This is a genomic window from Kocuria sp. APC 4018 (genome assembly GCF_030407675.1).
In the GTDB taxonomy this organism is placed as follows: domain Bacteria; phylum Actinomycetota; class Actinomycetes; order Actinomycetales; family Micrococcaceae; genus Kocuria; species Kocuria rhizophila.
This window is the reverse complement of the sequence record NZ_JASDCY010000046.1, coordinates 1-21,405: the sequence shown is the minus strand read 5'-3', so window position 1 is coordinate 21,405 and position 21,405 is coordinate 1. Positions and strand designations below refer to the sequence as shown.

General features: G+C 72.0%; 18 protein-coding genes and 1 tRNA gene. 16 read left to right on the top strand and 3 right to left on the bottom strand.

Annotated features, from left to right (window positions below; all coding sequences use genetic code 11):
* Positions 1 to 130: 130 nt before the first annotated feature.
* Positions 131 to 1,006: an SGNH/GDSL hydrolase family protein gene (locus tag QL985_RS08900; RefSeq protein WP_039101398.1), complete on the bottom strand. Its 876-nt coding sequence runs from the start codon at positions 1,004 to 1,006 to the stop codon at positions 131 to 133.
* A 71-nt stretch (positions 1,007 to 1,077) separates the two neighbouring features.
* Here QL985_RS08900 and QL985_RS08895 point away from each other — a divergent pair, with 71 nt between their 5' ends.
* Positions 1,078 to 1,722 carry an alpha/beta fold hydrolase gene (locus QL985_RS08895; RefSeq protein WP_259921696.1) on the top strand — a complete coding sequence of 215 codons (645 nt, stop codon included), beginning with the start codon at positions 1,078 to 1,080 and terminating at the stop codon, positions 1,720 to 1,722.
* A gap of 67 nt (positions 1,723 to 1,789) precedes the next feature.
* Here the strand turns inward: QL985_RS08895 and QL985_RS08890 are convergent, their stop codons facing one another.
* On the bottom strand, positions 1,790 to 2,026 hold the full coding sequence (locus QL985_RS08890) for an RNA-binding S4 domain-containing protein (RefSeq protein WP_019310081.1): 237 nt from the start codon (positions 2,024 to 2,026) through the stop codon (positions 1,790 to 1,792).
* A 202-nt stretch (positions 2,027 to 2,228) separates the two neighbouring features.
* Here QL985_RS08890 and QL985_RS08885 point away from each other — a divergent pair, with 202 nt between their 5' ends.
* Both QL985_RS08885 and mmsB read left to right on the top strand, forming a co-directional pair.
* The gene (locus QL985_RS08885; RefSeq protein ID WP_259921698.1) at positions 2,229 to 3,725 is read left to right on the top strand and encodes a CoA-acylating methylmalonate-semialdehyde dehydrogenase; all 1,497 of its coding nucleotides are present in this window, start codon (positions 2,229 to 2,231) and stop codon (positions 3,723 to 3,725) included.
* A 174-nt stretch (positions 3,726 to 3,899) separates the two neighbouring features.
* Complete coding sequence (gene mmsB / locus QL985_RS08880; RefSeq protein WP_259921700.1) at positions 3,900 to 4,832, top strand: 3-hydroxyisobutyrate dehydrogenase; 933 nt, start codon at positions 3,900 to 3,902, stop codon at positions 4,830 to 4,832.
* Here the strand turns inward: mmsB and QL985_RS08875 are convergent.
* A complete protein-coding gene (locus tag QL985_RS08875; protein WP_121242019.1) occupies positions 4,798 to 5,334 on the bottom strand; it encodes a MarR family transcriptional regulator in 537 nt (178 codons plus the stop codon). The genes mmsB and QL985_RS08875 overlap by 35 nt on opposite strands.
* A 113-nt stretch (positions 5,335 to 5,447) precedes the next feature.
* Between QL985_RS08875 and QL985_RS08870 the strand changes: the two genes are divergently transcribed.
* From QL985_RS08870 to QL985_RS08810, 13 genes are all read left to right on the top strand, one after another.
* Positions 5,448 to 6,641: an acyl-CoA dehydrogenase family protein gene (locus QL985_RS08870; protein ID WP_135010251.1), complete on the top strand. Its 1,194-nt coding sequence runs from the start codon at positions 5,448 to 5,450 to the stop codon at positions 6,639 to 6,641.
* 336 nt (positions 6,642 to 6,977) lie between these two features.
* On the top strand, positions 6,978 to 8,360 hold the full coding sequence (locus QL985_RS08865) for a glycine--tRNA ligase (RefSeq protein ID WP_259921704.1): 1,383 nt from the start codon (positions 6,978 to 6,980) through the stop codon (positions 8,358 to 8,360).
* A 4-nt stretch (positions 8,361 to 8,364) separates the two neighbouring features.
* Positions 8,365 to 9,330, top strand: a complete 966-nt coding sequence (locus tag QL985_RS08860; protein WP_135010247.1) for a GNAT family N-acetyltransferase — start codon at positions 8,365 to 8,367, stop codon at positions 9,328 to 9,330.
* A 222-nt stretch (positions 9,331 to 9,552) separates the two neighbouring features.
* On the top strand, positions 9,553 to 11,034 hold the full coding sequence (locus QL985_RS08855) for a sugar porter family MFS transporter (protein ID WP_224764956.1): 1,482 nt from the start codon (positions 9,553 to 9,555) through the stop codon (positions 11,032 to 11,034).
* Positions 11,035 to 11,085: 51 nt separating this feature from the next.
* Positions 11,086 to 12,027 (top strand): galactokinase family protein, encoded by a 942-nt coding sequence (locus QL985_RS08850; RefSeq protein ID WP_290147740.1) that lies wholly within the window; start codon positions 11,086 to 11,088, stop codon positions 12,025 to 12,027.
* A 20-nt stretch (positions 12,028 to 12,047) separates the two neighbouring features.
* The gene (locus QL985_RS08845; RefSeq protein ID WP_259921710.1) at positions 12,048 to 12,857 is read left to right on the top strand and encodes a hypothetical protein; all 810 of its coding nucleotides are present in this window, start codon (positions 12,048 to 12,050) and stop codon (positions 12,855 to 12,857) included.
* 122 nt (positions 12,858 to 12,979) lie between these two features.
* Positions 12,980 to 14,164 carry a tRNA dihydrouridine synthase DusB gene (gene dusB, locus QL985_RS08840; protein ID WP_259921713.1) on the top strand — a complete coding sequence of 395 codons (1,185 nt, stop codon included), beginning with the start codon at positions 12,980 to 12,982 and terminating at the stop codon, positions 14,162 to 14,164.
* A 5-nt stretch (positions 14,165 to 14,169) separates the two neighbouring features.
* The gene (locus QL985_RS08835; RefSeq protein WP_039101411.1) at positions 14,170 to 15,489 is read left to right on the top strand and encodes a deoxyguanosinetriphosphate triphosphohydrolase; all 1,320 of its coding nucleotides are present in this window, start codon (positions 14,170 to 14,172) and stop codon (positions 15,487 to 15,489) included.
* A gap of 191 nt (positions 15,490 to 15,680) precedes the next feature.
* A complete protein-coding gene (dnaG, locus tag QL985_RS08830) occupies positions 15,681 to 17,717 on the top strand; it encodes a DNA primase (RefSeq protein ID WP_039101412.1) in 2,037 nt (678 codons plus the stop codon).
* Between the two features lie 148 nt (positions 17,718 to 17,865).
* Positions 17,866 to 17,941, top strand: a tRNA-Asn gene (locus tag QL985_RS08825).
* 198 nt (positions 17,942 to 18,139) lie between these two features.
* A complete protein-coding gene (locus QL985_RS08820) occupies positions 18,140 to 18,859 on the top strand; it encodes a DUF998 domain-containing protein (protein ID WP_039101413.1) in 720 nt (239 codons plus the stop codon).
* Complete coding sequence (locus QL985_RS08815) at positions 18,856 to 19,761, top strand: alpha/beta hydrolase (protein ID WP_039101414.1); 906 nt, start codon at positions 18,856 to 18,858, stop codon at positions 19,759 to 19,761. The genes QL985_RS08820 and QL985_RS08815 overlap by 4 nt, the downstream gene beginning before the upstream one ends.
* Before the next feature lie 299 nt (positions 19,762 to 20,060).
* Positions 20,061 to 21,119 carry an iron ABC transporter permease gene (locus QL985_RS08810; RefSeq protein WP_039101415.1) on the top strand — a complete coding sequence of 353 codons (1,059 nt, stop codon included), beginning with the start codon at positions 20,061 to 20,063 and terminating at the stop codon, positions 21,117 to 21,119.
* Positions 21,120 to 21,405 lie beyond the last annotated feature (286 nt).

Here is a 21,405-nt window from a genome sequence, read left to right as displayed (position 1 = left end):
GGATACCCCAGCCGAGCGTCTGCGTGATCTACTGACAACCACATAACCATCAGGTGTTGCGAGGACCCCTAGAAACCACCCGGGAGGGGAGCGGGCGCCGTCGTCGTGTGGTGGAGCAGAGCGGGAGGGCTCAGGCCTCCTCGGCCTGCTCCGGAATCTGCTCGCCCGCGCCGGGGATCGTGGCCTGGCCGAACGCGGGGCGTTTGGCGGTGATGTAGTCCCCGGAGCTGCGGCGGCGGATGCGGCGGCCCACCCACGGGACGAAGTACTTGCGGGCCCAGACCATGTCGTCCCGGCGGGCCTGACGCCAGTTGCGTGCGGGGCGCTCCTCGGGGTGGTCGGGGGTGAGCCCGTGGTCCACACCCAGGCAGTCCAGGGCCTCGCACGCGATGAGCTGGTGGCCCAGCGGGGAGAAGTGCAGGCGGTCGGGGGCCCACATCTGGGGGTCGCTCAGCTGGTTCAGCCCCCACAGGTCCACGAGCACGGCGTCGTGGCGGGCGGCCACCGTGCGCACGTTCTCGTTCCAGATGGCCACGCGGCCGCGGATGCTGCGCATCACGGGGGTGTTGCCGATGTCCGGGGCGTCGAACATGACCACGGTGGCGCCGGTCGCGGCGATCTGCTCGATCACGGTGTCCAGCCGGGAGGCGATGTCGTCCGGGTCCGCGCCGGGGCGGAGCATGTCGTTGCCGCCGGCGCTGATGGTCACGAGATCCGGTGTCAGCTCGAGCGCCGGCTCCAGCTGCTCGTCCACGATGGGCTGGAAGAGGCGCCCGCGGATGGCCAGGTTGGCGTAGGCGAAGTCGTCGGTGGTGCGGGCGAGCTCCTCGGCCATGCGGTCCGCCCAGCCCCGGAACCCGCCGGGGACGGTGTCGTCGGGATCGCCCACGCCCTCGGTGAACGAGTCGCCCATGGACACCATCCGGTGCCACGGGTGCAGGGGCTCGGCGGGGGACTCGGCGGTGGGATCGGGAGACGTGGTCCGGGGCGCGGTGCTCTCATCCATAGGAAATTACTAACACGTATTCCTGGGCGGCGCCGTCATGGTCCGTCACGGGAGCGTGTGAGGATGGGGCCATGGCACAAGCACCCCACGTGATCTGGAACAACGACGAAGCCGACCGCACCGGCACGCCCCTGGTGGTGATGTTCCACGGCTACGGCTCCCACGAGGGAGACCTCATGGCCCTGAGCGCGTCCCTCCCGGACGGGTTCACCGTGGCCTCCGTGCGGGCACCGCAGCGCGCGGGCGCGGGCTTCCAGTGGTTCCCGCTGTCCTCCGAGCTCGGCTTCACCACGGACGCCGTGGTGGCCGCCGCCGAGCCCGTGGTGCAGTGGCTGCGGGACGAGTCCCTGCAGCACACGCACGTGATCCTGCTCGGCTTCTCCCAGGGGATGGCGATCGCCACCACGGTGGCCCGCCACGCCCCGGACCTCGTGGACGCGGTGGTGGGGCTGTCCGGTTTCGTGGTCCCGGTGGCGGACGACGACGCCCAGGCCAGCTTCTTCCACGACGACGCCCTGCGCGAGGAGCCCCTGCGATTGTTCTGGGGCCGCGACCCCGAGGACCCGGTGATCCCGCCCGCCCTGGTGGACCGCACCGCCGAGTGGGCCCAGCAGCACGCGGACGCCACCAAGGTGCAGTACCGGGGGATCGGTCACGGGGTCTCACCCCAGGAGCTGTCCCACGTGTCGGAGTACCTGCGGGCACTCACGGACTGAGCACCCCGGTCACCCGACTTATCGTCCGCTCCGGCGCACCTACTGCGGTGGGGGGCGCCGGAGCGCTCTACGCGCTGACGATGCGCACGGGCGGCATGCCGGAGCCCGGGACCGCCAGCACGTCCCCGGGGTGCAGCTGCGCGCCCCGGCGGGTCTCCACGGCACCGTTGACCTGCACCGCGCCCTCGGACACCAGGGTCTTCGCGTGGTGGCCGTCCTCGGCCAGGTTGGCCAGCTTCAACGCCTGCCCCAGGCGGATCATCTGGTCCCGGATGGGCATCTCTTCATACGCAGTGTCGCTCATGCGTCCATTGTCTCAGGCGTGCCCGGGGCGGATCGCCGGGAACGCCGCCCGGTGCCCGAACGTGCCTGGGCGGGGTGGGGTGAGGAGGGACGGAAACGCACCTGGGCGGCGTCGTGCCCCCAAGTAGTTGCACGTCCAATGAACTGGGGATACGTTCGGGGGAGACGTGCATCACACCCTCCCACCATCACCAGGAGAAGCCATGACACTCGTTCCCCACTTCGTCGAGGGCCGAAAGACTCCGGGCGACTCCGGTCGCACGCAGGACGTCTACAACCCCGTGGAGGGCGCGGTGAGCGCCCAGGTGCCGCTGGCATCCGCGGAAGAGGTCGCGCAGGCCGTGACCGCCGCCGAGGAGGCGTTCCCGCAGTGGTCCGGGCTCAACGCTCAGCGCCGCGCGCGGATCCTGCTGAAGTGGGTGGACCTGATCACCGAGAACATGGACGAGCTGGCCACCCTGCTCTCCAACGAGCACGGCAAGACCTTCCCGGACGCGAAGGGAGACATCCAGCGCGGCGTGGAGGTCGTGGAGTTCGCGGCAGGTGCGCCGCACCTGCTCAAGGGCGAGTTCTCCAGCGGTGCGGGCACGGGCATCGACGTCCACTCGCTGCGCCAGCCCCTCGGCGTGGTCGCGGGGATCACCCCGTTCAACTTCCCCGCCATGATTCCGCTGTGGAAGGCGGGCATCGCGCTCGCCGCGGGCAACACCTTCGTGCTCAAGCCCTCCGAGCGGGACCCCTCCGTGCCCGTGCGTCTCGCGGAGCTGGCGCTCGAGGCGGGCATGCCCGCGGGTGCGCTGAACGTGGTCCACGGTGACAAGACCGCCGTGGACGCTCTGATCGAGGATCCGCGTGTGCGGGCCATCGGCTTCGTGGGCTCCACGCCCATCGCCCAGTCCATCTACAGCGCGGCGGCCGCGCAGAACAAGCGGGCGCAGTGCTTCGGCGGCGCCAAGAACCACATGGTGATCATGCCGGACGCGGACCTCGAGCAGGCTGCTGATGCTCTGATCGGCGCGGCCTTCGGCTCCGCCGGCGAGCGCTGCATGGCCATCTCCGTGGCCGTCCCCGTGGGGGAGGCCACCGCGGACAGGCTGCGCGCGCTGCTTGAGGAGCGGATCGCCACGCTCACGCTCGGCCCGTCCCTGGAGCCGTCCTCGGACTTCGGTCCCGTGGTCAGCGCCCAGGCCAAGGAGCGCATCGAGTCCTACATCGCCACCGGTGAGAGGGAGGGCGCGGAGCTCGTGGTGGACGGCCGCGGCGCCACCGTGGACGGGCACCCCAACGGGTTCTGGGTGGGCGCCACCCTGTTCGACCACGTGACCACGGACATGAGCATCTACCGCGAGGAGATCTTCGGCCCGGTGCTGTGCATCGCGCGCGCCGAGGACTACGAGGAGGCCCTGCGCCTGCCCAGCGAGCACGAGTACGGCAACGGCGTGGCCATCTTCACCCGCGACGGGGACACGGCCCGGGACTTCACCACTCGCGTGGAGGTGGGCATGGTGGGCGTGAACGTCCCCATCCCCGTGCCGATCGCCTACTACACCTTCGGCGGCTGGAAGGCCTCGGGCTTCGGGGACCTCAACCAGCACGGCACGGACGGGCTGAAGTTCTACACCAAGACCAAGACCGTCACCACGCGCTGGCCCTCCGGGACCAAGGAGGGCGCGAGCTTCGTGATGCCCGCCGGCAGCTGAGCCGCGCGGCGTCGTCGTGCGCCACGCCGTACGACGCCGCCGCGCCCCGCAGTCCCGCCCCGCCGCCGGGCCTAGCACGACGCCGCCCGGCGGAGTCCCCGCACTCCGGCACTCCCGCATTCCCGTGACTCCGCGACGCGTGGAGCCACCGCCACCCCTGGAACGAGGAACGTCATGACAGAGACCACCAGCCAGCAGCTCCCCACCGTCGCCTTCCTGGGCCTGGGCCACATGGGTGGACCCATGGCCGTGAACCTGGTGAAGGCCGGGGTGTCCGTGACCGCCTTCGACGTGGTGCCCGCCGCCATGGACGCCGCCCGTGAGCAGGGGCTCACCGTGGTGGAAACCCCGGAGGACGCCGTGCGCCAGGCGCAGGTGGTGATCACCATGTTCCCGTCCGGGCAGCACGTGAAGGACGCCTACACGGGGGCCGGCGGTGGCGAGGGTCTGCTGGCCGCGGCACCCGCCGGGGCCACGTTCCTGGACTGCTCCACCATCAACATCTCCGAGGCGCAGGAGGCCGCGGCCCTGGCACGGGAGAAGGGGTTCACCGCCGCGGACGCCCCGGTCTCCGGCGGGGTGGTGGGTGCCACCGCCGGCACGCTCGCGTTCATGGTGGGTGCACCGGACGAGGTCTTCGAGCGCGTGCGGCCCCTGCTGGAGATCATGGGTGCGCGCGTGGTGCACTGCGGCGGCAACGGCATGGGCCAGGCCGCGAAAATCTGCAACAACATGGTTCTGGGCGTGTCCATGGTGGCGGTGAGCGAGGCGTTCGTGCTCGCGGAGAAGCTGGGTCTGGAGCACCAGGCGCTCTACGACGTGGTCTCCAACGCCTCGGGCCAGTGCTGGGCGCTGACCACCAACTGCCCCGTTCCCGGTCCCGTGCCCACGAGCCCCGCCAACAACGACTACGAGCCCGGTTTCGCCGGCGCGCTGATGGCCAAGGACCTCAACCTCGCGGCCACCGCGCTGGAGCAGACCGGTGCCACCGCGCCCATGGGGCGTCTGGCGGCGGAGCTCTACAACCAGTTCGTGGCGGACGGCCACGCGGGCAAGGACTTCTCCGAGATCATCACGACGCTGCGGGAGGGTTCTCGGGAGGGGTGAAGTCCCCCTCGCGGGCACGGAGCCCGCTCAGCGCCGCCACGACCGCCTCCACCTCGTGCGCCGCGAGGCCGGTGTCCAGGAAGAGCTGCTCGTTCAGCGCCCGCGTGGCCCGGCCCACCACGTCCAGGCCGGTGGGGGTGAGCGCCACGTTCACCGCCCGCCGGTCCGTGCTGACCGGCTCGCGGCGCACCAGCCCGGCGTCCTCCAGCCGGTCCACCGCGTTGGTGATGGACGTGGGGTGCACCTGCAGCAGCGCGCTGGCCCGCTTCATGAGCATCTTGTGCTCTCGCGCGAAGCTCAGCAGGGCGAGCACCTCGTAGCGCGAGAACGTCAGCCGGAAGGGTTTGAGGATCCGGTCGGCCCGGCCCAGCAGGATCTGCTGGGCCCGCATGATCGAGGTCACCGCGGCCATCGGGCCCGCGGCCTCGGTCCAGCCCCTGCGCTCCCAGTTGCGCTGTGCTTCCGCAATGGGGTCCCTGTTGAGCGGCTGGTTCTGGGGCATGGGCACAGTCTAGGGGCGCGCAGGGGGCGTGATCGGGACCACACGAAAATACATGCCTGCGATATAGTCGGAAGCACCACTATCGACCTGCCCACCACCTCAGGAACAGGACCATGACCTCAGCCGCAGCATCCCCGCGCGCCCCCCGCTCCCTCCCGGGCCCCGACCTCCTGCACCTGGAGCGCCAGCTGCCCGGGTCCGAGCGCGAGCGGCTGCACGCCATCACGGAGCACCTGCAGGCCGAGGTGCGGCACCAGAGCGTGGACGCGTGGAACAAGGAGGAGCTGCCGCGGCACCTGCTGCCCGCGCTCGCGGAGCTCGGTCTGGGGCAGGTGGCCCAGGACGGGTCCTCGCGGCTGTTCCAGGGGCTGGTGCACGCGCAGATCGCCCGAGCGGACATCTCCCTCTCCGCGCTGCTGGGCATCCACAACGAGCTGATCGTGGGCACCATTGCCGCGTTCGGCTCCCCGGAGCAGCAGGAGACGTGGTTGCCGGGGCTCATGAAGCTCGAGCGGCTCGGCGCGTTCTGCCTCACGGAGCCGGACCACGGCTCGGACATCGCGGGCGGGCTGGCCACCACGGCCACCCGTGACGGCGACGGCTGGGTGCTCAACGGCCGCAAGCGCTGGATCGGGCTGGGCACCGTGGCGGACCTCGCGCTCGTGTGGGCCCGGGACACCGCCGACGGCCGCATCAAGTGCTTTGCGGTGGACACCTCCCTGCCGGGGTACACGGCGTCCAAGATCGAGCACAAGATCGGGCTGCGGATCATGCAGAACGCGGACATCGAGCTCACGGACCTGCGGCTGCCCGCGGACGCCCTGCTGCCCGGCGCCGAGGACTTCTCCGCGGCCAACGGCCTGCTCAAGGACTCCCGCGCGTGGGTCGGCTGGCAGGCGGTCGGCGCCCAGATGGCCGTGTTCGACATCGTGCGCGACTACGCGATCAAGCGGATCCAGTTCGGCAAGCCGCTCGCGAGCTTCCAGCTGGTGCAGCAGGTCATCGCGGAGGCGGCCGGCAACCTTGCCGCCTGCTCGGGGCTCATGGCCCAGGTGACCCGCGTGCAGGAGGCGGACGACCTGCAGATGATGCAGGCCGCCCTGGCCAAGTCCACCGCCACGCGGCTGGCCCGCCAGAGCGCGTCCCAGGCCCGGGACGCCCTGGGCGGCAACGGCCTGCTCAGCCACTACGGGATCGCCAAGGTCATGGCGGACATCGAGGCCATCCACACCTACGAGGGCAGCTACCACATCAACTCCCTGATCGTGGGTCGCGCGCTCACGGGCGTCTCAGCGTTCGTCTCGTAGCGGCGCGCCGGGGACGACGCCGCTCGGCCGGGTCCGGCGCCCGCCCCGCCCTCACCGGTGCAACCGCCCCGAACCGCCCGATCACCCCGGCGCGCCGGAGGCCCGGTTCCGAGGGCATGCTGCGAGAGCGGGGCGGCGAGGTGAGGCGCGCGGGACCGTGCGGCGCGCGGGCACGCCGGCCGTGCGGCGTCGTCGTGCGCGGGGGTTAGGTCCGGCCTGCGGAACCTCGCTACCCTGGAGCGGAACGGCTCTCCCCGTGCGGGTCGAGAGCCTGAGCCCACCGATCCCCACGCGCGAGCCCCCGCGGCTCCGCGCGAGAAACGGAAGTGAGACCGCATGGCCCCGAAATCCACCCTGGACAATGTCATCTCCCTGGCCAAGCGCCGGGGCTTCGTGTTCCAGGCGGGTGAGATCTACGGGGGTTCGCGCTCCGCGTGGGACTACGGGCCGCTGGGTGCGGAGCTGAAGGAGAACATCAAGCGCGAGTGGTGGCAGACCTTCGTGCGCGGCCGCGCGGACATGGTGGGGCTGGACTCCTCGATCATCCTGCCGTCCGCGGTGTGGCAGGCCTCCGGGCACGTGGAGACCTTCACCGACCCCCTGGTGGAGTCCCTGCACACCCACAAGCGCTACCGTGCGGACCACCTGCTGGAGGCGTACGAGGCCAAGCACGGCCACCCGCCGGTCAACGGCCTGGCGGACGTCAAGGACCCGGAGACCGGCCAGGACGGCAAGTGGACCGAGCCCCAGCAGTTCTCCGGTCTGATGAAGACCTTCCTGGGCCCCGTGGACAACGAGGAGGGCAAGCACTTCCTGCGCCCGGAGACCGCCCAGGGCATCTTCGTGAACTTCCTCAACGTGGTCACCGCCGCGCGCAAGAAGCCACCGTTCGGCATCGGGCAGATCGGCAAGGCGTTCCGCAACGAGATCACCCCGGGCAACTTCATCTTCCGCACGCGCGAGTTCGAGCAGATGGAGATCGAGTACTTCATCCACCCGGACGAGGCGGAGCAGTACTTCGACGAGTGGGTCGAGGCGTGCTGGAACTGGTTCGTGGACCTGGGCGTGAACCCGGACAACATGCGCCGATACGACGTCCCCGCGGACGACCGCGCGCACTACTCGGACGGCACCATCGACATCGAGTACCGCTTCGGCTTCCAGGGCTCCGAGTGGGGTGAGCTGATGGGCGTGGCCAACCGCACGGACTTCGACCTCACCAACCACACCGAGGCCTCCGGCACCAAGATGCAGTACTTCGACCAGGCCTCCGGCGAGCGCTACACCCCCTACGTGATCGAGCCGTCCTTCGGGCTGACCCGCTCCATGATGGCGTTCCTGGTGGACGCGTACGTGGAGGACGAGGCACCCAACACCAAGGGCGGCGTCGACACCCGCACCGTGCTGCGCCTGGACCCGCGCCTGGCCCCGGTCAAGGCCGCCGTGCTGCCGCTGTCCAAGAAGGAGGACCTGCGCCCCGCCGCGCAGCACCTGGACGCCGAGCTGCGCCGCCGCTGGAACATCGACTACGACGACGCCGGGGCCATCGGCCGCCGCTACCGCCGTCAGGACGAGATCGGCACGCCGTTCTGCATCACAGTGGACTTCGACACCCTGGAGGACCAGGCCGTGACCATCCGCTCGCGCGACGAGATGACCCAGGAGCGCGTGGGCCTGGACCGCGTGCAGCAGTACCTGGCCGAGCGCCTGGAGAAGTGAGGGCATGAGCATCGACTACCGCCCCTGGCAGGAGGACGACGACCTCCGCCTGCTCGAGCTGTGGCCGGACCCCGAGTCCGCGCCCGTCCAGGCGTTCCGCGCCCGGCTGGGGGCCGAGGACCAGAGCGGGTTCGCCGTGACGCTCGTGGCCACGGACGACGACGTTCCGGTCGCCGCCGCGGTCTGCTACGCCTCCGCGTGGCACCCGCAGCGGCTGTGGCTGTTCGTGGAGGTCGCACCGGACCACCGCCGCGAGGGCATCGGGCGGGAGCTGGCGTCCCGGCTGCGGGCGGCCGCACGTGAGACGGGTGCTCCCGTCGAGGCCCTGCGCACGCGCGTGACCCCGAGCTCCACGGGGGAGGGCTTCGCCCGCTCCCTGGGCTTCGCCGACGCCATGCGCTCCCGCGTGGTGCGTGTGGACCCCGGAGCCCTGCCCGCGCCCACGCTCGGGCAGAACGCGGACGGCTCCGACGCCGAGGCCGTGGCGGACCTCGCGACCGGCTCCGTGGAGCTGACCCGCGCCGTGGAGTCCTTCTACCGGGAGGTCCACGCGTGGGACCCGGTGGGGGACGTGAGCATCGGCGCGGTCAACAAGCAGTTCCTCTCGGACACCGCCGGGGCCTACGGTGCCGTGGTGCTGCGCCGCACGGTGGACGGCACGGACGGCAAGGGCCCGATCGCGGCGTTCGCCGTGAGCTACCGCCCGTTCGACCCGGCCAACCCGCACGACGAGCCGCAGCCGAACGAGGTCGCGGACGTGCTGCTCGGCTACGTCCCGGGCGCCGCCGGGGCCACCCCGGAGCAGTCCGGTGCGGCACTGGAGACCCTGCTGGCGCTGCTCGTGAGCGACTACCCGGTGGAGCTGGAGGTGGACGACTCCATGGGCCCGCTGGTCAGCGTGGTGGACAACCTCCTGGCTGCGGGTGTGGCCCGCGTGGTCACGGAGACCGAGACGCTGGTGCTGGACTAGCGCAGCCCACGAGAGCCCTCCTGCCGCACCCGCGGTGGGAGGGCTCTCGCGCGTCCGCGGGGTGCTCGCGCGCGGCGCGCGCACGTCGGTGCGGTGTCCACCGTGGCGTTGCCTGCCCCACCTCTGGCACTCCCAGGCTGCCACCTGGCAACGCCTCACCCCCGCGCATGCGCTTTCCGCGGTGAGGACCGTGGTAAGACGTTCACGGACGAAAGGACCTCCATGCCCGCTTCCCAGGCGCACTCCTCGCAGCACACCGGATCCACCGCACCCGGCCTCTCCGGCGACGCCGCCGCACCGCAAAATTCCCACCCGCACGCCACTGGTGCGCCCGACGCCCAGCCCCTGAGCGGGCGGCTGAGGCTGATCGCCACCGTGGCCACCTTCGGCGGCCTGCTGTTCGGCTACGACACCGGCGTGATCAACGGCGCGCTGCCCTCGCTGGTCTCCGACATGCAGCTGACCCCGTTCCTGGAGGGGCTCGTGGCCTCCATCCTGCCGTTCGGGGCGGCCTGGGGCGCCGCATTCGGCGGGCGGCTCGCGGACCGGTTCGGGAGGCGTCGTCTGCTCATGGTGCTCGCCGTGGTGTTCGTGGCGGCGACCGTCGGCTGTGCACTCGCGCCCTCCGTGGGCGTGCTGGTGGCGTTCCGCGCCGTGCTGGGACTCGCCGTGGGAGCGTCCTCGGTGATCGTGCCCGTGTTCCTCGCGGAGCTCGCCCCGGCCCACCTGCGGGGGCGCGTGGTCGCCCAGAACGAGCTGATGATCGTGGGCGGGCAGGCGCTCGCGTTCGTGTTCAACGCGGGGCTGGCGACGGCGTTCGGCCACGTCCCGCACGTGTGGCGCTACATGCTCGTGCTCGCCACGGTGCCCGCGCTGGTGCTGTGGGTGGGGATGACCGTGGTGCCGGAGTCCCCGCGCTGGCTCGCCCGGAAGGGGCGCGGCGAGGAGATGGTGCGCGTGCTGCGCCGGATCCGGGAGGACGCCTACACGCCGCAGGAGGCGGACACGGTGCGGGAGCTCGCCGCACAGGATGCGCACCGCCCGGCGGCCAGCGTCCTGGACCTGGTGCGCGTCCCGTGGATCCGCCGGATCTTCGGTATCGGTGCGGGCATGGCAGTGATCAACCAGATCTCCGGGATCAACGCCATCCAGTACTACGGGGTCACTGTGCTGCAGGACGCCGGGTTCGGGGGCAACGGCGCGTTCTACGCGAACATCATCCCGGGCGTGGTGGGTGCCGCCGCCGTGGGTCTGGCCATGGTGCTGCTCAAGCACGTGGGGCGTCGGCCCATGCTGCTCACCGGGCTCTGCGGGACCATCGTGTCCCTGACCGCCTTCGCCCTGGTCTACCTGCTGGTCCCGGAGGGCGGTCCCGCCCGGGCGTGGGCGGTCCTCGCGTGCATCGTGGTGTTCGTGGGCTTCATGCAGTGCTGCATCGGGACGGTCACGTGGCTGTACATGTCCGAGATCTTCCCGCTGTCCGTGCGCGGGGTGGGAATGGGCGCGTGCGCGTGGTTGCTGTGGATGATGACCTTCGTGGTGGGGCTGACCTTCCCCCTGCTCACGGACGCCCTGGGCGTGGGGTACACCGTGCTGATCTTCGTTGCGCTGCAGCTCGTGGCGCTCGTGTGGGTGCACCGCGTGGCCCCCGAGACCAAGGACCGCACCCTGGAGGAGCTCGAGGAGCACTTCCGCGCCGCGTAGGGGACAATGGCGTGTCGCCACCGCACCACCCGATCATGTGAGGAACCGTCCGTGTCCTGTGAACCCGCCGTCGTCGCCCCGCCGGAGGAAGCCGGGTGCCCGCAGTGGGTGCCCCAGCCGGACGTCCTCGCGCGCGCCGAGCTGCTGAGCGAGCGCTTCGAGCGGGCGTACGGCCGCGCGCCCGTGGGCGTGTGGGCCGCGCCGGGCCGCGCCAACCTCATGGGGGAGTACATCGACTACTCGGGCGGGATGTGCCTGCCCTTCGCCCACCAGTACGTCACGCTCACTGCCGCGGCACCGCGCACGGACGGCGTGCTGCGGGCGCTGTCCCTGCAGGACGCGGACGAGTCCGTAGCGGACCACCGGCTGCGCACCACCTCCGTGGCGGACATCGCCCCCGGCGCGATCGGCGGCTGGTTCGGCTACGCCGCCGGGGTCGCGTGGGGCATGCAGCGGGTGGCCTCGGGCCACTCGGACCACCCCGTCGCCGTCCCCGAGCTCGCCCTGGCCCCTGACTTCGGCGCGGACCTCATGGTGGACTCCACTGTTCCCATCGGCGCCGGGCTCGCGTCCTCCGCGGCCCTGGAATGCTCGGTCGCGCTCGCACTGTTTTCCCTGTCCACGGGCGACGACGCCCCGGACGACCGCCTGCGCCGCGCCCTGGCCCGCGCGTGCATGGACGCCGAGAACCACATCGTGGGCGCCAACACGGGCGGGCTGGACCAGACCGCGTCCCTGCGCTCGCACGCGGGGGAGACCCTCGCCCTGGACTGCCGGGACTTCGACGCCGCCGTGAGCGCGTGCCTCGACGCTGGCGCCCTGGGCGCCAAAGTGGTGGGCGGCGGCTTCGGCGGTTCCGTGATCGCCCTGGCCCGGGAGGACGAGCTGGACGAGCTGGCCGCCTCCGTGTGCTCGGCGTTCTCGGACCACGGCTTCCGCGATCCTCTGTTCCTGACCCTGAACCCGTCGCCCGCTGGGCAGCGGGTCCGCTAGTACGACCCCGGGAGCGCAGCATGTTCGCAGCCCAGAACTCCGCCCGCCGGCTCAAGCGCGCTACCGCCGCCCGTGAGCGCGGGGACGTTGCCGAGGCCCGGACGCTGCTCGAGGACGCTCTGCGCACCGCCCGCCTGGGTGACGCGTGGTGCGCGGCGGGTGACGCGGCGTCGTCGCTCGGGGATCTGGAGCGTGATGCCGGGAACCTCACCGACGCCGAGCACCACTACCGGATCGGCGCCGTGCAGTACCGCCGGGCGGAGCGCACCGCGCGTTCCGTGCGCGGGCGGGTGCGGTGCCTGGAGGAGCTCGGGGACGTGCTGCTCGCCCTCGGGCGCCCGTGGGATGCGTACCGCGTCTTCCAGGAGGGCGCCGAGGTGGCCGGGGTGGACCCCGACCGGCCGGCCCACCCGGGCGGCACCGGGTTCGTGACCCACGAGGACCTGCGCTGGACCTCCCACCTGGCCACGGCGGCGCAGGCGGCCGGGCGGCGGCGTGTGGCGGAGGAGCACTACGAGGCGGTGCTCAGCGGCTGCGAGTCCCGCCGGGACGTGGCCGGGCAGATCCTGTGCTGGCGCGGGCTCGCCGCGCTCGCCGCGGACCGGATGGCGTGGGCCGACGCCGCCCACGCCCTGGAGAACGCCTCCAACCTGTACTCGGCCCTGCCCGATTCGGAGGCCCACACGGACGAGTGGGTGGCCTGCCTGCGGGAGCTTGGGGCGGCGTGCAAGACCCTGGGCCGCCGGGACGAGCAGGTGCGCGCGTTCAAGCTCGCGGTGCGTCTGGAGCAGATCGCGGCGTCCGGAACCGGACGGAACGCCCCCGCCTGAGAGGGCACCGGGCAGGACGACGACGCTCGGCGCGATCCGCGCGGGCGGCGTCGTCGTGTCCGGGTGGGGGAGAGGCAGCTCGGGGGACGGCCCGTTGCGCGCAGGTGAGACAATGTCAGGCGATGAGCACCGAGACGACTGAGACCGCGGACCGCGAACCGGCCGTGCTGAACCTGAAGCCGCTGCACCTGGGACCGTTGACCATCGACGTCCCCGTGGTGCTGGCTCCCATGGCCGGGGTGACCAACAAGTCCTTCCGCAAGCTGTGCCGCGAGTACGGCGGGGGCCTGTACGTGACCGAGATGGTCACGGCGCGCGCCCTGGTGGAGCGGCGGCCGGAGTCCCTGCGGATCATCCACCACGACCCGGACGAGACCCCGCGCTCCATCCAGATCTACGGCGTGGACGCCGTGAACGTGGGCAAAGCCGTGCGGATGGTGGCGCAGGAGGACCGCGCGGACCACATCGACCTCAATTTCGGCTGCCCCGTGCCCAAAGTCACCAAGCGCGGCGGCGGTTCCGCCCTGCCGTGGAAGACGGACCTGTTCCGGGCAATCGTGAGCACCGCGGTGCGCGAGGCCGGGGACATCCCCGTGACGGTGAAGATGCGCATCGGCATCGACGACGAGCACCAGACCTACCTGGACGCCGGACGCATGGCCCGGGACGAGGGCGTGGCCGCCGTCGCGCTGCACGGGCGCACCCTGGAGCAGCACTACTCGGGCACCGCGAACTGGGACGCGATCGCGCGGCTGCGCGAGGCCCTGCCGGACATTCCCGTGCTCGGCAACGGGGACATCTTCTCGGCCGAGGACGCGGTGCGGATGGTCGAGCACACGGGTGTGGACGGCGTCGTCGTGGGCCGCGGCTGCCAGGGACGGCCGTGGCTGTTCGGGGACCTGCAGGCCGCGTTCGAGGGCAGCGCCCGCCGCTTCCGGCCGGGCGTGCGCAAGGTCGCGGACACCGTCTACCGCCACGCGGAGCTGCTCACCGAGGAGTTCGGGGACGAGGCCAAGGGCTGCCGCGAGATCCGCAAGCACGTGTCCTGGTACTTCAAGGGATACCCCGTGGGCGGTGAGCTGCGCGCGAAGATGGCGCAGGTTCCGGACCTCGCCGCGCTGCGCGAGCTGCTGGACCAGCTGGACCTGGACGCCCCCTACCCCGGTGCGGACGTGGAGGGGCCCCGCGGTCGCGCGGGCTCGCCCAAGAAGCCGCACCTGCCGGACGGCTGGCTGTCCTCGCGGATCCTGGGCGACGCCGAACGGCTGGGTCTCGCGGCCGCCGAACTCGACGTCTCGGGAGGCTGAGCGCCGTGCACACTCCCGACCGCCTGGGCATCCTGGCCCCCGGCTACGAGCCCTCGGACACCGAGCGCTACGTCAGCGAGGACCACCACAACCGCCACCGCAGCCACTTCGAGCGGGACCGCGCGCGCGTGCTGCACAGCTCCGCGCTGCGCCGGCTCGCGGCCAAGACGCAGGTGGTGGCCCCGCAGACGGACGACTTCGTGCGCAACCGCCTCACCCACTCGCTGGAGGTGGCGCAGATCGGTCGGGAGCTCGGCAAGGCGCTGGGCTGCGACCCGGACGTGGTCGACGCCGCGTGTCTGTCCCACGACCTCGGCCACCCGCCCTTCGGGCACAACGGCGAGACCGTGCTCGCGCAGCTGACCCGGGGGATCGGGGGTTTCGAGGGCAACGCCCAGACGCTGCGGCTGCTCGTCCGGCTGGAGCCCAAGCTCGTGACGCCCTCGGGGGAGCCCGCGGGGCTGAACCTCACGCGCGCCACGCTGGACGCCACGTGCAAGTACCCGTGGTCCGCCGCAGACGCCCCGCCCCGGGCGGACGGGCGCCCCAACCGGAAGTTCGGCGCGTACGAGGACGACCTCCCCGTGTTCGAGTGGTTCCGCGAGGGCGCGGTGGAGGGCCGCAAGTGCCTGGAGGCACAGGTCATGGACCTCGCGGACGACATCTCCTACAGCGTGCACGACGTGGAGGACGCCGTGGCCGCCCACGCCCTGCAGCTGGACCTGCTGGCCGAGCCCACCCAGCGCGGGCGGGTCATCGAGTGCACGCGCGGCTGGTACCTCCCGGACGCCACGGACGAGGAGCTCGACGCCGCCCTGCGCCGTCTCGAGGCCACCGCGGCCTGGGTGCCGCGCATGGACGGCACCCGCGGGGACCTCGCGCGGCTCAAGAACATGACCAGCCAGCTCATCGGCCGCTTTGCGATGTCCGCGGTGGAGGCCACCCGGGAGGTCGCCGGGGAGGACCGGCTCACCCGGTACCGGGCGTCCCTGGTGGTGCCGCGCGAGACCGAGCTGGAGATCGGGGTGCTCAAGGGCATCGCCACCGCGTTCGTGATGACCGTGCGGGACGCCATGCCCCTGTACGAGAACCAGCACGAGATCCTCACCATCCTGGTGGAGGCCCTCTTTGAGACCGACGGCCGGTTCCTCTCCCCGGAGTTCGCCGCGGACTGGCGGGCCGTGGCGGACGGACCGGGTGCGGAGGCCGCGCGGCTGCGGCTCGTGGTGGACCAGATCGCGTGCCTCACGGACCACTCGGCCGTGGCACTGCATGACAGGATCCGCGGCACCAACTGGCGCACGGGGGACAAGCCGCTGTGGTGAGCGGACAGGCCCGGGTCCGCGCGGGAGCGGCTGGAGCGCAGACCGTGGCCGCGCCGGGAGGGCCCGCGCGGCGTCGTCCTCCCCGTGGTGCCCGGCCGCGGCAGGGCGTCGTACACGCACCGTGCGGCGCGCCCTGCACACCCGCCCGGGCGGCGTCGTCCGCGGTTTGACGGGGTGCCTAAACTGGCCCAGTGGCCGGACTGATCAAGCGTGAAGACATCGACGAGGTTCGCGCGCGCACGGACATCCGCGAGGTCGTCGAGCAGTACGTGACCCTCAAGCCCGCGGGGATCGGTTCCTACAAGGGGCTGTGCCCGTTCCACGACGAGCGCTCGCCGTCCTTCCACGTGCGCCCGCAGATGGGCACGTACCACTGCTTCGGCTGCGACGAGTCCGGGGACGTCATCGCGTTCCTCATGGAGATGGACCACACCCCGTTCACGGAGACCGTGGAGCGGCTGGCCGCACGTATCGGCTACGAGCTGCACTACGAGCAGGGCGGGGCGCCCAACCGCGAGGAGGTGGGCCGCCGGCAGCGCCTGCTGGACGCCCACAAGGTGGCCGCGGAGTTCTTCCAGCGCAACCTCTACACCCGCCAGGCCGCCGCCGCCCAGAAGTTCCTGGGGGAGCGGGGCTTCGACCAGGACGCCGCCCGCACCTACGGGGTGGGCTACGCGCCGCAGGGCTGGTCCCACCTGCTGAACCACCTGCGCAACCAGGGGTTCACGGAGCAGGAGCTCAAGCTCACGGGCATGTTCTCGGAGGGTAACCGCGGGCTCTACGACCGCTTCCGTGGCCGGCTCATCTGGCCCATCCGCGCGGTGGCCGGGGAGGTGATCGGCTTCGGGGCGCGCAAGCTCTACGAGGACGACCAGGGCCCCAAGTACCTCAACACTCCCGAGACGCAGCTCTACAAGAAGTCCCAGGTGCTCTACGGCATCGACCTGGCCAAGCGACCCATCGCCAAGACCAAGCAGGTGGTCGTGGTGGAGGGCTACACGGACGTCATGGCGTGCCACCTGGCCGGGGTCCCCACGGCGGTGGCCACGTGTGGCACGGCGTTCGGGCCGGAGCACATCAAGATCGTGCGCCGCTTCCTCTCGGACGACTCCGCCGGTGGCGAGGTGGTCTTCACCTTCGACGGCGACGCCGCCGGGCAGAAGGCCGCGCTGCGCGCCTTCCAGGAGGATCAGCGATTCGTGGCCCAGACCTACGTGGCCGTGGAGCCGAACGGCATGGACCCGTGCGACCTCCGCCTGGCGCGCGGGGACGTGGCGGTGCGGGATCTCGTGGAGACCCGCACCCCGCTGTTCGAGTTCGCGCTGCGGGCCACTATCAAGGAGTACGACGTCAACAGCCTGGAGGGGCGGCTGCGCGCCATGCGGGCGTGCGCGCCCATCGTCGCGCAGATCCGTGACCCCTCCCTGCGCCCCGCCTACGCGCGGGAGCTCTCGGGGTGGCTCGGGATCGAGACGGACGAGGTGATGCGCGCGGTGAGCGCGGCGGCGAAGTCCGCGCAGCGCGGCGGTTCGGGGCACTCGGGTGCTGGGTCTTCCGGCCCCTCCGGCCAGGGGCCCGCGGGTTCGGGGCGTTCTGGAGCAGGACCGGCCGGTTCCGGGTACGACGGCGCTCGCGGACGGCAGCAGGCCCAGGGGCCATCGCGCGGGGGAGTGGACCACGACCCGCAGGCACCGCGGGGAAGGGCCGTCACTCACGATGGCTCTCCCGAGGAGCCGCGCACCGTGGAGCTCCCCGATCCCCGGGAGCCGGTGTCCCGCATGGAGCGTGAGGCGCTGGAAGTGGTGCTGCAGGTCCCGGACCTGGTGCCGCTGGCCTACTGGGGGCACTTCGAGTCCGCGGGCATGACGTACCGGGTGCACCAGGTCATGCACGACGCCGTGGTGGGTGCCCGCGCGGACCTGGGCGAAGGTGTCCAGGGCGGGCGAGCATGGTTGGAAGCCGTGCGGAACCACCTGCCCGAACCGCTGCACGGCTACCTGGCGCAGCTGTCCGTCACGCCGTTGCCCGCGGCCACCGAGCAGCAGATGCGCAACTACGCGGTGGGGGTCATCACCTCGCTCGTGGAAATGCACATCAACCGGGAGAAGTCAGACAAGCTCGCGCACCTCAACCGGCTCAACGCGCAGCGCGAGCCGGACCTCTACCAGCAGCTCAACCGCGAGCTGCTGGACCTGGAGCTGCAGCGGCGCAGCCTCATGGGAGTCTGATTCCCAGCGGGCAGCCGGTAGCCAGCCCCAGGTCCCCGCGCACCCGGCACCCGGTAGATGACGGGCCCGGTAGTGGCCCGCCCGGGCGATTTGAGGAAGCCCGCTGGGCGCTGTAAAGTATCGTCTCGTTGCGTAGCAACATGTGCATTCCCCCGTAGCTCAATTGGCAGAGCATTCGACTGTTAATCGAAGGGTTACTGGTTCGAGTCCAGTCGGGGGAGCCAGCAAGCCGGGTCTGACCTGCGGAAACGCAGAACGGGCCCGGCTTTCTTCGTGCTCGGAAACACCTTAGGCCATGGTGTCGCCACGAATTCGTGGCCACCTGTCCATTGCCCCGGGGCCCTCGGGAACGGCACCGATACAGTGGACCTCTGCTGCTACCTCGCGGCCCCACGACGACGACAGGCGGGTGACCCGGTTCCATGACCCTCGCGTCCCGCCGTCTCGCGGTGCTGATCGCCGTCCTCTACTCCACGTGGCTCGTGGCCCCGCTGCTGGATCCGCAGCTGCACCCGTGGACGTCCTACGCCTCCGAGTACTTCGTGGCGGACCGCCCCGCGGCCACGCTCCTGCGCACCACGGACGGGATCTCCGGGATGCTGCTGATCGTGATGGCCGTCCTGTCCTACTCGCGGGCCCGCACGCTGTGGCGCGGACTGCCCGGCGGCCTCGGGGCACCGGAGACCGCCCCGCCCACGCGGCGTCGTGCGCGCTGCGCGGTCCGCACGTGGTGCGCGGCACTGGCCGTGGCCGGTGCGGCCACGGTGGTGGACGCCATCAACCCCATGACGTGCGCGCCCTCGGTCTCACCCGAGTGCGCCGCAGCCGAAGCCGCGGGAACGCTGCCGCTGCAGCACCTCATGCATACCGCATCCTCCGCCGTGGCGGGGACGGCGTTCGTGGTGGCCATGCTCGCGTCGCTCGTGCTGAGCACCGCCGCCGACCGGGTGACCCGGATCGCCAGCTGGGTGGGCATCGTGACCATCGCCCTGTCCGCGGTGGACGCCCTGCTCACCAGGATCCCCACGGAAGGGATCACCCAGCGGATCTCCATGGTCGCGATCGTTGTGTGGCTCGTGGCCGTGGTGGGCCTGCCGGTCGTGGACCGGGTGCGCGCCGCGCCCCGGGCGATCCCGGCATGAACCGGCGCATCGCCGCGCTGTGGCGCGAGCACCTGAGCGAGATCCGGGTCCAGGGTGTGCCGGTCCGGGTGCTGGACATCGGCTCCGGCCCGGCGGTCGTGTGCTCCTCGGGCGTGGCCTCCGTGCTGTGGGACTGGGCGCCGGTGGTCGAGCTGCTGCGCGGGGACCACCGCGTGATCGTGCTCGACCGCCCGGGCTGTGCACCGGGCCAGACGGTCCCCGAGACCCTCCCCGACCTGGACGCGGAGGCGGCCCGCCTGCTCGCCGTCCTCGACGTCCTGCACGTCACCGGACCCGTCACCGCGGTGGGCCACTCCTTCGGTGCGGCCGTGGTCGAGGCCGCGGCCCGGCTGCATCCCGGGCGCCTGGCATCCCTCGTGCTCCTCGACGGCTCCGTCCCCGAGGCCGAGGGAGCCGACTGGGCGCACGACGAGGCCCGTGCCGCCCGCCGATTCCGCCACCGCACGCACCCGACAGCCCGGTCCCGCGCCGTGCGCCGGCTCTGGCGCCTCGTGGGGCCAGCGGTCTCGGTGGCCCTCGTTCCTGGGCGGCTGCGCGTGGCCCGGGTCATAGGCGGTCTGCGTGCCGAGGCCTCCGCGCCCAACACGCTGCTCGCCTCCCTGCGCGAGCTCGCGGGCTACGTGGCGTGCATGAACCGGCTCCGCGAACTGCGTGCCCGTCTGCCCCTGGACCCCCGGGTGCCCCTCACGGTGGTGGCCGCCAACGGGCTCCTGCCCCGCCCGGGACTGTCCCGGTGGGTACGCCAAGTCCTCGCCCAGGCCACGCGGCTCGCGGGGGAGACCTCGGTGCGCTCCGTGGTGGTCTCCCGCAGCGGTCACTTCGTGATGCTGGACCAGCCGCGCCGCACCGCCGAGTTGATCGCCCAGGCCGCCTCCCGCTGACGCCCCGGCGCACGACGCCGTCCGCTCGGTGAGTCATGCTCGGCTGACATGCCAGCCGACGCTGCCTCCCGCTGACGTGTCGGCCAATGCTGCCGTCCGTCCGTCCCGCGCTCGTGTACCGGACGACGGTGCGCGACCGGCGGGCCGGGCACCCGCCCGACCGTGTTCCCACCGGCGCCCCGGAGCCCACCGCCTCGCACGTCCATGCGCGCCGTCTCCACAGACCATCTGGTGCCGACCTCGTGGGCGAAGGCGGAAATTTGGCTCCCGTAAATGCGAATAATTATCATTACAGCGCCATGACCACGACACCTCGACTCCCACCCCGCGCCCACGCGCTGCTGGTGCTCACGCTGCTCGTCGCGCTGGGCGCGTCCGTCCCCGCCGCCGTCTCGTGGGGCGCCGCGGAGATTCCCGTGGCGGACACTGCCCGGTTCTTCTGGGCCGCGCTGACCGGCGGGGTCATTCCCGCGGCGGACTTCACCGACTACACCGTGGTGCTGCAGATCCGCACCCCGCGGGTGCTGCTCGCCGCGGTGGTGGGAGCGGGACTGAGCGCCCTGGGCATCGCGGCGCAGGCCATGGTGCGCAACCCCCTGGCGGACCCCTTCATCCTGGGTATCTCCTCCGGCGCGGCCGTGGGCGCGAGCGCCGTCGTCTCCTGGGGACTGTTCGCCGCGCTCGGGGGACTCGCGCTGAGCGCGGCCGCGTTCGTGGGCGCGCTGGCGGCGTCGGTGCTCGTGTACCTGCTGTCCCGCACCCCGGGCGGGGTGGCACCCGTGCGGCTGATCCTCACGGGTGTGGTGCTCTCGTTCGGCTTCCAGGCGCTGATGTCCGCCATCGTCTTCTTCGACGCCAAGGGCGACGCCGCCCGCACCGTGATGTTCTGGATGCTCGGCTCCCTGGGCGCGGCCACGTGGCAGCAGCTTCCCCTGCCGGTGGCCGCCACCGCGCTGTGCCTCGCGTGGCTCGCATGGCGCGCACAGGACCTGGACACCCTGTCCATGGGGGACGGCTCCGCCGCGAGCCTGGGCGTGGACCCGGACCGGATGCGCGTGCAGCTGTTCGCGCTCACGGTTCTGGGCACCGCCACCCTGGTCTCGGTTGCGGGGACCATCGGCTTCGTGGGACTGGTGGTCCCGCACGCCACCCGCATCGTCCTGGGACCGGCCCACCGGCGCGCCGTGGTGGTGGCCCCGCTCGTGGGTGCGCTGTTCATAGTGTGGGTTGACCTGCTCAGCCGCGTGGCCGTGCCGCCCCGTGAGCTGCCGCTCGGCGTGGTGACCGCGCTGATCGGCGTGCCGGTGTTCCTGGTGCTGATGCGCCGCGCCGGCTACGTGTTCGGAGGTTCCCGGTGAGGGCGCGCGCACCGCGGCCCCGGGCTGCCTGGGGGAGAGCACACGCGCCGGGCACGACGCCGCCCGACCCGGCCCCCGCCGGCACCTCACCTTCCGGTCACGTCACCGGAGGCACCGCGCATTCTGTCCCGGCCCCGGGAAACGCCGCGGCCTCAGACCCGGCCGTCGAAGGCACCCCGCCCTCCAGCCCCGCCGTCGGAGGCAGCGCGCATTTCAGCCGCGCCATCGGAGGCACTGTGCCGTCCGATCAGGCCATCGCCGCTTCCGGCCAGGCCGCCGCCGCGCC

Bases quoted from the DNA above. Each gene is read 5' to 3' on its own strand.
- QL985_RS08820 (WP_039101413.1), top strand. From the start codon at position 18,140: ATGACCCTCGCGTCCCGCCGTCTCGCGGTGCTGATCGCCGTCCTCTAC.
- QL985_RS08815 (WP_039101414.1), top strand. From the start codon at position 18,856: ATGAACCGGCGCATCGCCGCGCTGTGGCGCGAGCACCTGAGCGAGATC.
- QL985_RS08890 (WP_019310081.1), bottom strand. From the start codon at position 2,026: ATGAGCGACACTGCGTATGAAGAGATGCCCATCCGGGACCAGATGATC.
- QL985_RS08855 (WP_224764956.1), top strand. From the start codon at position 9,553: ATGCCCGCTTCCCAGGCGCACTCCTCGCAGCACACCGGATCCACCGCA.
- QL985_RS08885 (WP_259921698.1), top strand. From the start codon at position 2,229: ATGACACTCGTTCCCCACTTCGTCGAGGGCCGAAAGACTCCGGGCGAC.
- dusB (WP_259921713.1), top strand. From the start codon at position 12,980: ATGAGCACCGAGACGACTGAGACCGCGGACCGCGAACCGGCCGTGCTG.
- QL985_RS08865 (WP_259921704.1), top strand. From the start codon at position 6,978: ATGGCCCCGAAATCCACCCTGGACAATGTCATCTCCCTGGCCAAGCGC.
- QL985_RS08875 (WP_121242019.1), bottom strand. From the start codon at position 5,334: ATGCCCCAGAACCAGCCGCTCAACAGGGACCCCATTGCGGAAGCACAG.
- QL985_RS08895 (WP_259921696.1), top strand. From the start codon at position 1,078: ATGGCACAAGCACCCCACGTGATCTGGAACAACGACGAAGCCGACCGC.
- QL985_RS08860 (WP_135010247.1), top strand. From the start codon at position 8,365: ATGAGCATCGACTACCGCCCCTGGCAGGAGGACGACGACCTCCGCCTG.
- QL985_RS08900 (WP_039101398.1), bottom strand. From the start codon at position 1,006: ATGGATGAGAGCACCGCGCCCCGGACCACGTCTCCCGATCCCACCGCC.
- QL985_RS08870 (WP_135010251.1), top strand. From the start codon at position 5,448: ATGACCTCAGCCGCAGCATCCCCGCGCGCCCCCCGCTCCCTCCCGGGC.
- mmsB (WP_259921700.1), top strand. From the start codon at position 3,900: ATGACAGAGACCACCAGCCAGCAGCTCCCCACCGTCGCCTTCCTGGGC.
- QL985_RS08845 (WP_259921710.1), top strand. From the start codon at position 12,048: ATGTTCGCAGCCCAGAACTCCGCCCGCCGGCTCAAGCGCGCTACCGCC.
- QL985_RS08810 (WP_039101415.1), top strand. From the start codon at position 20,061: ATGACCACGACACCTCGACTCCCACCCCGCGCCCACGCGCTGCTGGTG.